Consider the following 13,096-nt stretch of genomic DNA (forward strand, 5'->3'; position numbering starts at 1 on the left):
ATGAACAGTCCCTCCTCCTCTCCCTCCGCCTCCCCTTCTTCGGCCGCCCCCGGCTATCTCTGGACCGGCCCCCGTCCGCAGACGCTGCGCGCCTGGCTGGGCTACGCCGCCCTGGTGGCGCTGATCGCCTGGCTGCTCGGCTGGAGCGCCCAGGGCACGCAACTGTCGTGGAGCGAACTGGCCAATGGCCTGCCGCAGATCGGCGACTTCCTGGCCCGCTCCTTCCCGCCCAACTGGTCCTTGCTGCCGGCGCTGCTGGCTCCGGCCATCGAGACCCTGCAGATCGCGCTGTGGGGAACCTTGCTGGGCGTGCTCGGCGCCGTGCCGGTGGCCCTGCTGGCAGCGCGCAACCTCAATCCGAACCGTACCCTGCATGCCCTGGTGCGCCAGGGCCTCAACGTCACCCGCAGCATCAATGAACTGATCCTGGCGCTGGTGTTCGTCTCGGCGGTGGGGCTGGGCCCCTTCCCGGGCGTGCTGGCACTGGCCGTACACGGCGTGGGCATGGTCGGCAAATTCTTCGCCGAAAGCATCGAGGAAATCGACCAGGGTCCGCTGGAAGCACTGCGCGCCACCGGGGCCAGGCCGCTGCAGGTGATCATCTTCGGCGTACTGCCGCAGGTCGCCACGGCCTGGATCGCCACCGTGCTCTACCGCTTCGAGGTCAACCTGCGCCAGGCCACCGTGCTGGGCATGGTCGGAGCCGGCGGCCTCGGCTTCGAACTGGTCAACAGCCTCAAGCTGTTCAAGTACCAGGACACCGCCACCTGCATCGTCGTGGTGACCCTGATGGTGGTGGCCGCCGATGCGCTCTCCAGCCACCTGCGGCGCCTGATCCAGGATGGCAGCACGCATTAAGCCCTGAGCCCTGAGCTCCCCATCGAACACCGAGAACCCCGAGAACAGACTCATGTGGAATTTCCATAACCCGGTCGCCATCCATGCCGGCGCCGGCAGCCTCGCCACCCTGCCGCAATTGCTGGCTGGCCGGCGCGCCGTCCTGATCACCTTCCCCGAAGCCGCCGCGCTGGGACTGGAGCAGGCCATCGCCGGGCTGCTCGGCCCGCAACTGGTGGCCATCGAAAACAACGTCCAACCCAATCCCGACGTCGCCTGGCTGGGCGCCATGCACGAGCGCCTGTGGCAACAGCACCCTGACGTCCCCTGCCTGATCGCGCTGGGCGGTGGCAGCGTCATCGACTGCGCCAAGGCCATGCTGGCGCCCACGCCCTCGGGCCGCTTCGCGGAACTGCTCACCCATCTGCGCCAGGACAGCGCCTTCCGGCCCGACCCCGCCCGCATCAAGACGCTCATCGCCATTCCCACCACCGCCGGTACCGGCAGCGAAGTCACGCCCTGGGCCACCCTCTGGGATGCCGCCGGCGGCCACAAGTATTCGCTGCATCGTCCCTGGACTTGGCCCGAGGCCGCCCTCATCGATGCCGAACTGATGCGCAGCCTGCCCCCGGCCGCCACGCTGGCCAGCGCCCTGGACGCGCTGTCGCACGCCCTGGAGGCGATCTGGAACCGGCACCGCAATCCGGTCTCCTCGACCCTGGCGGCCAGTGCCGCGCGCAGCATCCTCGCCACATTGCCGGCCCTCATGCGCCAGCCCGACGCACTGGCCCTGCGCGAGCAGATGGCGCTGGCGGCGCTGCAGGCCGGCCTGGCCTTTTCCAATACCCGCACCGCCCTGGCGCACTCGCTGTCCTATGACATCACGCTGCGGCAAGGGGTGGTCCACGGCATCGCCTGCTCGTTCTCGCTGCCGCACATCCTGCGCCTGGCGCTGGGCCGCGATCCGGCCGTGGATGCGCTGCTGCTGGAGATCTTCGACGCCGGCGACGCCCACCAGGCCGTGGCCCGGCTCACCGCCTTCCTGGAAGCGCTGGGCGTGTCCACCGACCCGGCCCGCTATGGCCTGGGTGAAGGCGAGCGCTGGGACGCCGCCCTGCAGCAGGCCCTGCAAGGTCCACGCGGGCGCAACTTCATCGCGGCCGCGCCCTGATCAGCACGATAGCCCACCCAACACTGCACACCGCCATCCGACAAGGAGAATATTCATGCACACCACCCCACAGCCCGGCCGCAACCTGCAAGCCGTCATCTTCGACTGGGCCGGCACGCTGGTCGACTTCGGCTCCCTGGCGCCGACCCAGATCTTCGTGGACGCCTTCAAGAGCTTCGACATCGACATCACCCTGCAACAGGCACGCGGCCCGATGGGCTTGTCCAAGTGGCAGCACATCCGGGTGCTGCTGGACGACGCCGACATCGCCGCCCAATGGCAGCGCCACGCCGGCCGGCCCGCCAGCGATGCCGATGTCGACGCCATCTATGCCCATTTCATGCCCATGCAGATCGCCAAGGTCGGCCAGTATTCGCAGCCCATCGAGGGCGCGGCGCAGGTGCTGGCCTGGTTGCGTGGTCAGGGACTCAAGATCGGCTCCTGTTCCGGCTATCCACGTCAGGTGCTGGACGTGCTGCTGCCGCTGGCAGCCGAACAGGGTATCCGCCCGAACCACGTGGTGGCCGGCGACGAACTGCAGGCCGGTGGCCGCCCCGGCCCTTACATGGCGCTGGCCAACATGCTGGCGCTGAAGATCGATGACGTCGCCGGCTGCATCAAGGTAGACGACACCGTACCCGGTATCGAGGAAGGTCTGCGCGCCGGCATGTGGAGCGTGGGAGTCTCGCTGTCAGGCAATGAAGTGGGACTCACCCAGGCAGAACTGCTCGCCCGGCCGGCGGAGGAAGTGACGCGTTTGAAGCAACAGGCCGAAGCGCGCCTGCGCGCAGCCGGCGCCCACTATGTGATCGATTCGGTGGCGACGCTGCCGGAGGTGGTGGCCCACATCCGCGCCCGCCTGGCCAGCGGCGAGCGCCCCTGAAGCCCGCGAAGCCCCTGGTTCAGCTGCGCGGCTTGCGCGACCGGGGGCTGGCGGCGGCAGCCTTCTTCGGCGCTGCGCTGCGCTTGGGAGCAGTGGTCTTGGCCGCTGGCTTGGCGGCCTGGGCAGCGGTCGCCGTCTTGGCCGTCTTTGCCGTCCTGGCTGCCGTAGTCGGCGTGGTTGCCTGAACAGTACGGTTGCTCTTGCGCGGCGCCCTGGCGGCCTTGCGTGGCGGCGCAATGGCCCCGGCATCCGCATCGGCATCCACCGTGATCTCATCACCGGTCTCGCCGAGGGCCGTTGTCAGCTTGCGCGCCAGCGCGATCACCTTGCCGGGATCGACATCAAGGGTGCCGATCAGCAGCTCGATGATTTCCGAACGCGGGTTGGCCAGCGTCGGCTCGATCATCATCACCGCCGCCGACAAGGCCAACGCCCGTTCGCGGCTGGCGCGGTCGGGCAGCATCTGCTGCAGGGCATTCAGGGCTTCCACCGGCGCCACGGCGGTCACGCGTGCCTGCTCCTTCAGCAGCTGCACCCAGTTGGTCTGCGGCGACACGCTGGCATGCATGCCCGGCAATTGTGCCAGCAGGCGCGCCAGGCGCAGACTGCGCCGCTCGAACACGCCCACCGAGATCATTCCCGAGATGACGATGCGGCACACCGCCTCGGCAAAGCCACCGTTGGCGATGTCCTCGATGACGGCAGTACGGTAGCGTCCCAGTTCTTCCTGCGCCCAGCGCTGCGCCACCTCGGCATCGGCCTCGCGTGGCGGCAATACGGCGCCCAGTCCATTGGGACCGAACACCTGGCGCGTCATGCGTACCGTGCGGGCGTCCCGCTGGTCGCGCCAGGCATTGAGTTCATCGGTGATCTTCTGCGCCATGCGCTGCTCGTAGCGCTTCAGCGGATGCTGGGCATCCAGCTGCACCCGCCGGGCCCGCGCCTGCGCCGCCTGCTGGCGGATGAACGACGCCGCCGGATGCGCATCCGAAAACAGTTGGCGCTGCATGCGCAACGGGTTCAGGCGCATCAACGTATTGGCGCTTTCGCGGGTGGCCGTCATGCGCACCCAGGGGCGTACCCAGGTCTTGTAGAACTGCGCATTGATCTGAGACCACTGGCTCACCGTCGAGAAGACGGATTCCTCCTCGCGCCCCTCGGGATTGAGCCGGCGCAGATCGTCCATGGTGCGGTGCTGGTATTGCACGGTATAGTCGCCCGGCTCCAGCGCGTCCCAGCGCTGGGCCTGCTGGCCGTCCTTGCGCTCCAGCTTCATCTCGTAGAGGCCCGGCGGCAGGCTTTCGATCACGTCCAGTGAGCTCACCAGCTGGTCGTGTTCCTTGAGCGCCACCGATCCGCCCACGAAGATGCCCAGGTGCCCCACGCTCTCGTGCAGCACGTAGATGATGGTGCGCCCGGCGGCGGCGATGGCGCGCTCGTCGCCCCAGGTATCGATGATCCAGTTCAGGGCCTGCGGCGGCGGCGTGATGTTGTCGCCCCAGGAGGCGAAGACCACGATGGGCGCCACGATATCGCGCAGGCTGACCGCCTTGCCGCGCACCTCCAGCTCACCCCGCGCCAGCTTGTTGCCGACGAACAGGTTTTCGGTGATGGCCTCGATCTCGGCCCCGGTCATGCGGAAGAAGCCGCCCCACCAGCGTTCGAACTCCAGGAAGCGCGGCGCCTCCTGATCGACCCCGGCCCACAGGTTGTAATACTTGTTCCAGAAGGTATTGGCCGGGTTGAGCTTCTCAAAATTCTCCACCAGGCTGGCGCCATCGAAGCGGTCCGCCCCGAGATCGGCCGCCAGCGAGGCCAGCCAGGTACCGCCCAGCGTGGCGCCGCTGTAGCGCATGGGATTCAAGGTGGAACTGCCGGCCCAGTAGGAAGCGGGCGCGCCCACCATCATCAGCGGGCCGAACAGTTCCGGCCGTACCGCGTCCAGCGTCATCATGGCCCAACCGGCCTGGCAATTGCCGATCACCACCGGCTTGGCGGCACATTGCGGATGACGGCGGATCACCTCCTCCAGGAAGCGCGCCTCGGCCTCCATCACAGTGACCAGGGTCTGGCCATCCTCCGGCTCCGGCCGGAAGGTCACGAAATAGACCGGATGCCCGGCCTTCATCGCCATGCCCACCTCGGAATCGAACTTGAAGCCGCCAATCCCAGGGCCATGCCCGGCCCGGGGATCGACCACCACCACCGGTCGCGCCGCAGGATCGACCGGCAGCTCCGGCGGCGGTTGCAGCAATAGCAAGGCGTAGTTGCAGGGTGCCGGCAGGTCCTTTCCGTCCAGCACCAGGGTATGGTCGAACTTCAGCAGCGGCGGCGTGCCCTGCTCCAGGTGTTCCAGGTAATCGTTGCCCCGGTCCAGCAGGGTATCGAGGAAGAGGAAACTGCGCTGCACGCAATCCTCCACATACGCCTGCACATCGCCCCAGGCCAGGGCTGGCGCGGCGGCAGGGCCGGCTGCAGCACCGGTGGCGGCATCAGGGTGGAGGGATTCAGCGTTCTTGCGACTTGCCATGGACTCGCTCCCAGCGGGGGTCAGGGGAATGAAACGGAGCTAACCAGTCCATGATACGGAGAAAGGTGAAAGCAAATCGTCCGATCTCTGAGACAATAAAACCGCTTTTCCCTGCTTTGGCCCAGCCGGCACAACAAAATCATTGCGTGGAGGAATTCTCATGGAGCTCAAGAGCCTGGTGGACCAGCCCGGCAAGTTGCCGACCATTCCCAAGGTGGTGCAGCAACTGATGGCCAGTTTCAATGCCGAGGATGTCTCGGCTCAGGACATCGCCCAGCAGATCGCCGCCGATCCGGCGCTCACCGCCAAGGTGCTGCGGCTGGCCAATTCGGCCTTCTTCCACGCCTCGCGCACCATCGGCACGGTCGACGACGCGCTGCGTATGCTGGGTTTCATCATGGTGCGCAATCTGGTGCTGGGCAACGGCATGGTGGCCGCCTTCAAGAACACGCGCGGCATGGACCTGCACCAGTTCTGGCTGCATACCCTCTATACCGCCGTCGCCTCCCGCTGGCTGGCCATGCACGCCGGCCATGCCGGTGAAGACAATGGCGACGCCGTCTTCACGGTCGCCATGATGCATGGCATCGGCCAGTTGCAACTGCATGCCGTGGCCGCAGCAGCGGTAGCGCCCCTGGACAAGCAATGCAATGTGCTCGACGACGACCGCGCCGAGCGTGAGAAAGCCGCCTGGGGCTTCCACTACGCCGATGTCTCGGCCGAACTGGCCACCCTCTGGCACTTCCCCGACGCCATGACCAATGCCCTGCGCAGCACTCCCGATCCCCTGGCTGCCGGCCGCCTGGAGCGCGCCGCCGCCTGGGTCCACCTGGGTGCCTGGGCGGCCCGCGTCGAGGTACTTGCGCTGGAGGATGCGGCGGCCCTGGCCAGCTATCCCGCTGCGCTGGCCAAAAAACTGGGCGTGGACGCGGCGTGGCGCCCGGTGCTGGTGAAACATGCTCCCGATCAGGCCGAGCGCGCCATGCCCTCCTTCAGCGAGCTGTCGGCCGGGCTGGATGCCATGCTGGAATAAGGCCGTCACCATGGAGACCTTCATCGGCCTGGTGCTGGGCCTGCTACGCCATCTGGCCTTCAATGCCGTCTTCTACGCCATCGGCTGCGGCCTGCTCAAGCTGGTCACGCTGGGCCGCTACCCGCGCCTGATGCCGCTGCGCGGCGAACACTGGCGCCACCAGGTGCAGGACGTCGACCTGGTCACCCTGCTGGGCTTGCTGGCCACGGTAGCGCTGCTGATCCTGATGGCGCATTGGCTCGGCTGACCCGCTTCGGGCGGCAGCCTGCAGCGACATCAGGTCGCACAGATGCTGCAGCTATGTCCCTTGCAGTTGTGCAGCACGCTGCTGCGCCCCGCCCCGGCATGGGTACCGGGGCCGGTGGCCCCCTGACCGGCCAGTTGTTCGGCCCCGTTGCGCGGTTGCCAGCGCTGTTTGACCTGCAAGCCCACATGGCCGCCGGTGAGCATGGGTGCCGCCGCCGTCGCTTGCTTGCAATAGGGACAGCTGGTGTCGCCATGCAAGGCCTGCAGGGGAATCAGTCGTTCGAAGATGCCGTCGCAATGGCTGCAACGAATGTCGTACAAGGGCATGTCCCCTCCTGAAGAATCCCGACCCGAAAAGACCCGACCGGAAAGACAACCGGCCGGGAACACACTACACACCACGCACAACAAACAAGCTCAGCCTTCAGCCCTTGCGCCCCCAATAGGACTTGTCGTTCAACATGCCCTTGGGCGTGATGTCCTGATCGAAGATCGAGGTCGGCAAGGCCACCGTGCAGGCGCAGTTGGGAATATCGACGATACCGCCGATGCGCCCTTCCACCGGTGCGGCCGTGAGCAGCATGTAGGCCTGGCTGCCGGTGTAGCCGAAGTGGGTCAGGTAGTCGATGGCCTTGAGGCAGGCCTGGCGATAGGCCACGGTGGCGTCGAGGTAGTAGTTCACGCCGTTTTCCACGCTGATGCCCTCGAAGGTCAGCCACTGCTCGTAATGCGGCTTGACGATGCTGGGCATGAAGATGGGCGACGTGATGTTGTACTTCGCCATGCCGCCCTTGATGAGGTCGAAGCCGACGTGGCTCACGCCATCCATCTCGATGGCGCCGCAGAAGCCGATCTCGCCATCGCCCTGCGAGAAGTGCAGGTCACCCATCGAGAAGCCCGCACCCTTCACATACACAGGGAAGAAGATGCGCGTACCGGCCGACAGGTCCTTGATATCGGTATTGCCGCCATGCTCGCGCGGCGGCACGGTGCGCGCGGCGACCTTGGCCATCTCGTCGAACTTGGCGCCGGTCAGGCCGCGCAGCACGGCGGTGCTCGGATCGGGCGGCTTGGCCAGGCCCTTGGCGGCCAGCGGCGCTTCGCGGCGGTTCCATTCGGCCAGCAACTCATGCGACGGCAGGCAACCCATCAGGCCCGGGTGGGTCAGGCCGGCGATGCGCACGCCCGGGATATGGCGCGAGGTGGCATACAGCCCCTTCAGGTCCCAGATGGCCTTGTCGGCCTCGGGGAAGTAATCGGCCAGGAAGCCGCCGCCATTTTCCTTGGAGAACACGCCCGAAAAACCGACCGGGGTCACCGGCTTGATGTCCAGCAGGTCGATCACCAGCAGGTCGCCCGGTTCGGCGCCTTCGACGTGGAAGGGACCGGTCAGCGGGTGGGCGCGGGTCAGGTCGACATTCTTGACGTCGGAGACGTCATCGGTGTCCTTGATCTGGGCATCCAGGAAGTCCAGTGATTCGATCAGGATGGATTCACCGGGCTTGACCGAGGCCAGGAAAGGCAGGTCCGGGTGCCAGCGGTTGTGGCCCAGTTCAGGCTGCTCTGCCAGCGGGACGCCGGGCTTGATCTTGAAGTGTTGCATGCGATCTCCTTGGTGGTAGGTGCGTGATGAGCGTGAAGCATTGGCCAGCGAGGCAGTGCTCAGGGCGCCGGCTCGGTGGGAATCCCCGGCATCGGACATTCAGGCGTGCCGGCGCTGTTGCGGGTGAGCGCCTCGACCTGGGCGCGGGCGGCCTGCGGGTCATTGACCCAGGTGCGATAGAAATCGAAGGGACACTCGGCCACACCGGCCGGAGATTCGCCCGAATTGATCTTGCCGGTATAGCCCCGGTGCAGCAGCTTGTAGAGATGGTTCTGGGATTGCCAGTTGCGCCGTGCATCGCGGATGGCGCCGATGGACAGCTCGGCATACTGGATGCCCATTTCCTCGGTGCCGCATTCGCCCAGCGTGCGGCCGTCGAAACCGACGATGGCCGAGTGGCCGAAGTAGGAATACACGCCGTCGAAGCCGGCCGCATTGGCCACCGCCACATAGAGGTTGTTCATCCAGGCCATGGCCTTGGAGACCATGATCTGCTGTTCCTTGGCCGGGTACATGTAACCCTGGCAACGCACCACCAGTTCCGCGCCCTTCATGGCGCAGTCACGCCAGATTTCGGGATAGTTGCCGTCGTCGCAGATGATCAGGCTCACCTTCAGGCCCTTGGGACCATCGCAGACATAGGTGGTGTCCCCCGGATACCAGCCCTCGATGGGCGTCCAGGGCATGATCTTGCGGTACTTCTGCACGATCTCGCCCTGGTCGTTGATGAGGATCAGGGTGTTGTAGGGGACCTTGCGCGGATGCTCTTCATGGCGTTCGCCGGTCAGCGAAAACACGCCCCACACACCGGCGATGCGGCAGGCCTCCGCGAAGATGGCGGTCTCCTCGCCGGGGATGGTGGCGGCGGTCTCGAACATCTCCTCACGGTCGTACATGATGCCGTGGGTGGAATACTCCGGGAACACCACCAGGTCCAGCCCCGGCAGGCCCTGCTTCATGCCCACCAGCATGGCGGCGATCTTCCTGGCGTTCTCCAGCACCTCGGCCCGCGTATGCAGGCGCGGCATCTTGTAGTTGACTACCGCTACGCCGACGGCGTCCTTGCTGCTTGAAATGTCTCCGTGTCTCATGGACTGGCTCCTTCTGCAAAACGGGTTAATTCAGATTGACGATCAGACCGACAGGTACTTGCTGATGGTGGGTGCATCGACATTGGCCCGCGTGTCTTCGTAGACGAAGCGCCCCTTGTCGATCACCAGGAAACGGTCAGCAATCTCCAGCGTGAAGCTCAACACCTGCTCCGAGACCACGATGGTGAGGGCGCGGATCTTGCGGATTTCCTTCAGGCTCCGGGCGATGTCCTTGATGATGGAAGGCTGGATGCCCTCGGTCGGCTCATCCAGCAACAGCACCCGGGGATTGGTGGCCAGCGCCCGCGCAATGGCCAGTTGCTGCTGCTGGCCGCCGGAGAGGTTGCCGCCCTTGCGGGTGCGCATGTCGTAGAGCACGGGGAAGAGCGAATACAGCTCGTCCGGCACCTTGCCCCGGGCCGAAGCCGGCAAGCCGGTCTGGATGTTTTCCAGCACCGTCATGTGCGAAAAGATCATCCGCCCCTGCGGCACGTAGGCCACGCCGCGCTCCACGCGCTGGTGGCTTTCCAGGGCGCCCAATTCGACGCCATCGATGCTGATGCTGCCGCCGCGCAGCGGCAGGATGCCCATCAGGGTCTTGAACAGCGTGGTCTTGCCCATGCCGTTGCGGCCCATGACGGCGACGATTTCTTCCTTGGCCACCGACAGGTTGACGTCGTGGATGACCTTGCTCTGGCCGTAGCCGGAGGCGAGTTGCGAGACTTTGAACATGGCAGGCTCCGGGTTGGGTAGGCGTTCAGTGGCCGAGATAGACATCGATCACCTTGGGATCGGATTGCACCTTCTCCATGCTGCCCTCGGCCAGGATCTTGCCCTGGTGCAGCACGGTCACCTTGTGGGCGATGCTCTTGACGAAATCCATGTCGTGCTCGATCACCACCACCGAGCGACCCTGGCTGATGCGGCCCAGCAGTTCGGCGGTCTTTTCGCGCTCGGACACGCTCATGCCGGCCACCGGCTCGTCCAGCATCAGCAGTTCGGGCTCCTGCATCAGCAGCATGCCGATCTCCAGCCACTGCTTCTGCCCGTGCGAGAGCAGGTCGGCCTGGGTGTGCAACTGCTGGTCGAGGAAGATATCGGCGGCCACCGCCTCCACCCGTGCCACCACGTCCGGCGAGCGCTGGAAGGTCAGCGCACCGAACACCTTGCGGCCACGCGGGAAGGACATTTCCAGGTTCTCGAAGACGGAAAGGTTTTCGTAGATGGACGGCGTCTGGAACTTGCGCCCCACCCCTGCCCGCACGATGGCGTGCTCGCTCATCCTGGTCAGCTCATGGCTGTTGAACTTGATGCTGCCGGAGGTGGCGCGGGTCTTGCCGCAGATCAGGTCCAGTACGGTGGTCTTGCCGGCACCGTTGGGGCCGATCACCACGCGCACCTCGTTGCGCTGCACGTAGAGATTGAGGCCGTCCACCGCCTTGAAACCGTCGAAGGACACGGTCAGCTCTTCGATGGCCAGGACCGGATGGGCATCCGATTCGAAACCGATGGGGTTCTCGCTCATTTGCTGGCCTCCAGGGTAGCGCCGGGCTCGATGCCGTCGCGCTTGGGTTCAGGGGTGGATGGACGGGCCGCTGCGGCAGCAGCTGGTACAACAGTTGGCGCAACCACGACCGCCGCCGGCTTGACCTCACCACGCAGCCGCGCCATCAGCCGCTTGCCCTGGGTCTGCCAGAGACCGGCCAAGCCATTGGGGAAGTACATCACCACCGCGATGAAGAGGCCGCCCATCAGGAACAGCCACAGCTCGGGGAAGGTCTCGGAAAAATAGGTCTTGCCGAAGTTCACCAGCAACGTGCCGTACACCGCGCCCAGCAGCGACATGCGACCACCGACGGCGGCATAGATCACCATCTCGATGGACGGCACGATGCCCACGAAGGAGGGCGACATGAAGCCCACCTGCAGCGTGAACATGGCCCCGCCGATGGCCGAGAACATGGCCGCCGCGCAGAACACGAAGACCTTGAAGCTGGCCACGTCATAGCCCGAGAAGCGCACGCGCTCCTCCTTGTCGCGCATGGCCACCAGCAGGCGCCCCAGCTTGGAGCCGAGCACATAGCGGCCGAACAGGATGCAAGCGAACAGCAGGCCCGCATTGACGAAGTACAGCACCAGCTTGGCATGGTCGGTGCGGATGTCCCAACCCATCAGGGTCTTCAGGTCGGTGATGCCGTTGACGCCGCCGGTCAGGCCCTGCTGGCCGATGATCAGGATGGACAGGATGGCGGCGATGGCCTGCGTGACGATGGAGAAATACACATCCCCCACCCGGCGCTTGAACATGGCCAGCCCGATCAGCATGGCCAGCAGGGTGGGCACCACCAGCACTGCCAGCACCGTGAAGCCGAAGCTATGGAAGGGCTCCCACATGGCCGGCAAGGCGGTGATCTGGTTCCAGTCCATGAAGTCGGGAATCCCCGGCGTGGACTGGATCTTGGTGCTGATGGGGTCGGAGGCTTCGAGCTTGAGGAACATGGCCATGCAATATCCGCCCAGGCCGAAGAACACCCCCTGTCCCAGGCTGAGGATGCCGCCATAGCCCCAGCACAGCACCAGGCCCACCGCCACGAAGGCGTAGGACAGGTACTTGCCCACCAGGTTGAGACGGAACATGTCCAGCGTCAGCGGAAACACCAGCAGCAACAGCACCGCCATCACCAGCAGGCCCACCGCCCCGGAGCGCCCGCCCAACAGTTTTTCATAGGCTGCATGCATCATCGGACCTCGCACGGGTTGTTGGAGAAAGAGAAGCCGGCCATCACTTGCGCACCTTGGCCGAGAACAGGCCCTGCGGACGCAGCATCAGGATCAGGATCACTGCCGACAGCGTGAGCACCTTGGCCATGGAACCGGTCAGGAAGAACTCCGCCGTGGACTGCGTCTGCGCAATCGAGAAGGCCGAGGCGATGGTGCCGATCAGGCTTTGCGCGCCGCCGAAGACCACCACCAGGAAGGTATCGACGATGTAGAGCGAACCGCTGGTGGGACCGGTGGAACCGATGGTGGTGAAGGCCGCCCCGGCCACCCCGGCCACGCCGCAACCGAGCGCGAAGGTGGTGCGATCGACCTTGCGGGTATTGATGCCCACCGCCCCGCTCATGACCCGGTTCTGCATCGTGGCGCGCACCTGCAGGCCCCAGCGCGAGCGGAACAGCAGCACGAAGATGGAGCCCGTCAGCAGCGCCGTGATGCCCATCATGAACAGGCCATTGATGGGAATGTCGATGGCATCGGTCGGCTTGAAGGACCCCATCAACCAGTCCGGCAAGGTGGCGCTGACTTCCTTGGCACCGAAGATGGAACGGAAGGTCTGCTGCATCGCCAGCGACAGGCCCCAGGTGGCCAGGAGCGTATCGAGCGGGCGCTTGTAGAGGCGGCTGATCAGCAGCAGCTCGGTCAGGTAGCCCACGCCATAGGCCACCGCGAAGGACAGCACGATGGCCACGAAGAAATAGAACGGCTGAAAGGCCGGCGCATAGGTGGTGGTCAGGTGCGAGAGCAGATAGGTGATGTAGGCGCCGATGGTGAGGAATTCACCGTGGGCCATGTTGATCACGCCCATCTGCCCGAAGATGATGGCCAGGCCCAGCGCCATGAGCAGCAGGACGCAGAACACCGAGAGGCCATTGAAGCCCTGCATGGCGAAGATGGCGCCGAATTCGGATAGAGAAACCATGT

General features: G+C 65.5%; 13 protein-coding genes. 5 read left to right on the forward strand and 8 right to left on the reverse strand.

Going from position 1 to position 13,096, the window contains the following annotated elements; genetic code table 11:
* The 3 genes from phnE to phnX are packed head-to-tail and all read left to right on the forward strand — an operon-like array spanning position 1 to position 2,891.
* Positions 1-858: a phosphonate ABC transporter, permease protein PhnE gene (gene phnE, locus I5R65_RS10360; protein ID WP_180669336.1), complete on the forward strand. Its 858-nt coding sequence runs from the start codon at positions 1-3 to the stop codon at positions 856-858.
* 52 nt (positions 859-910) lie between these two features.
* A complete protein-coding gene (gene psrA / locus I5R65_RS10365) occupies positions 911-2,008 on the forward strand; it encodes an iron-containing alcohol dehydrogenase PsrA (protein ID WP_180669334.1) in 1,098 nt (365 codons plus the stop codon).
* Between the two features lie 55 nt (positions 2,009-2,063).
* Positions 2,064-2,891: a phosphonoacetaldehyde hydrolase gene (gene phnX / locus I5R65_RS10370; protein WP_180669332.1), complete on the forward strand. Its 828-nt coding sequence runs from the start codon at positions 2,064-2,066 to the stop codon at positions 2,889-2,891.
* Between the two features lie 19 nt (positions 2,892-2,910).
* Here the strand turns inward: phnX and I5R65_RS10375 are convergent, their stop codons facing one another.
* On the reverse strand, positions 2,911-5,421 hold the full coding sequence (locus tag I5R65_RS10375; RefSeq protein ID WP_180669330.1) for a DUF3141 domain-containing protein: 2,511 nt from the start codon (positions 5,419-5,421) through the stop codon (positions 2,911-2,913).
* A gap of 160 nt (positions 5,422-5,581) precedes the next feature.
* Between I5R65_RS10375 and I5R65_RS10380 the strand changes: the two genes are divergently transcribed.
* Positions 5,582-6,454 carry an HDOD domain-containing protein gene (locus tag I5R65_RS10380; protein ID WP_180669329.1) on the forward strand — a complete coding sequence of 291 codons (873 nt, stop codon included), beginning with the start codon at positions 5,582-5,584 and terminating at the stop codon, positions 6,452-6,454.
* Between the two features lie 10 nt (positions 6,455-6,464).
* The gene (locus I5R65_RS10385; protein WP_180669327.1) at positions 6,465-6,701 is read left to right on the forward strand and encodes a hypothetical protein; all 237 of its coding nucleotides are present in this window, start codon (positions 6,465-6,467) and stop codon (positions 6,699-6,701) included.
* A gap of 29 nt (positions 6,702-6,730) precedes the next feature.
* Here I5R65_RS10385 and I5R65_RS10390 read toward each other — a convergent pair whose 3' ends face one another.
* From I5R65_RS10390 to urtB, 7 genes are all read right to left on the reverse strand, one after another.
* A complete protein-coding gene (locus I5R65_RS10390) occupies positions 6,731-7,027 on the reverse strand; it encodes an FmdB family zinc ribbon protein (RefSeq protein WP_180669325.1) in 297 nt (98 codons plus the stop codon).
* A 97-nt stretch (positions 7,028-7,124) separates the two neighbouring features.
* A complete protein-coding gene (fmdA, locus tag I5R65_RS10395; RefSeq protein WP_006713014.1) occupies positions 7,125-8,303 on the reverse strand; it encodes a formamidase in 1,179 nt (392 codons plus the stop codon).
* 59 nt (positions 8,304-8,362) lie between these two features.
* Positions 8,363-9,394, reverse strand: coding sequence for an aliphatic amidase (locus I5R65_RS10400; RefSeq protein WP_180669323.1), 1,032 nt, complete (start codon positions 9,392-9,394; stop codon positions 8,363-8,365).
* Positions 9,395-9,436: 42 nt separating this feature from the next.
* Positions 9,437-10,126, reverse strand: a complete 690-nt coding sequence (gene urtE / locus I5R65_RS10405; RefSeq protein WP_077236844.1) for an urea ABC transporter ATP-binding subunit UrtE — start codon at positions 10,124-10,126, stop codon at positions 9,437-9,439.
* A gap of 25 nt (positions 10,127-10,151) precedes the next feature.
* Positions 10,152-10,919: an urea ABC transporter ATP-binding protein UrtD gene (urtD, locus tag I5R65_RS10410; protein WP_180669321.1), complete on the reverse strand. Its 768-nt coding sequence runs from the start codon at positions 10,917-10,919 to the stop codon at positions 10,152-10,154.
* Positions 10,916-12,133: an urea ABC transporter permease subunit UrtC gene (gene urtC, locus I5R65_RS10415; protein ID WP_180669610.1), complete on the reverse strand. Its 1,218-nt coding sequence runs from the start codon at positions 12,131-12,133 to the stop codon at positions 10,916-10,918. Before urtC ends, urtD begins: the two co-directional genes overlap by 4 nt.
* Before the next feature lie 43 nt (positions 12,134-12,176).
* On the reverse strand, positions 12,177-13,094 hold the full coding sequence (gene urtB, locus I5R65_RS10420) for an urea ABC transporter permease subunit UrtB (RefSeq protein ID WP_180669319.1): 918 nt from the start codon (positions 13,092-13,094) through the stop codon (positions 12,177-12,179).
* Positions 13,095-13,096 lie beyond the last annotated feature (2 nt).

This window comes from Herbaspirillum sp. AP02 (genome assembly GCF_015767275.1).
In the GTDB taxonomy this organism is placed as follows: domain Bacteria; phylum Pseudomonadota; class Gammaproteobacteria; order Burkholderiales; family Burkholderiaceae_D; genus Herbaspirillum.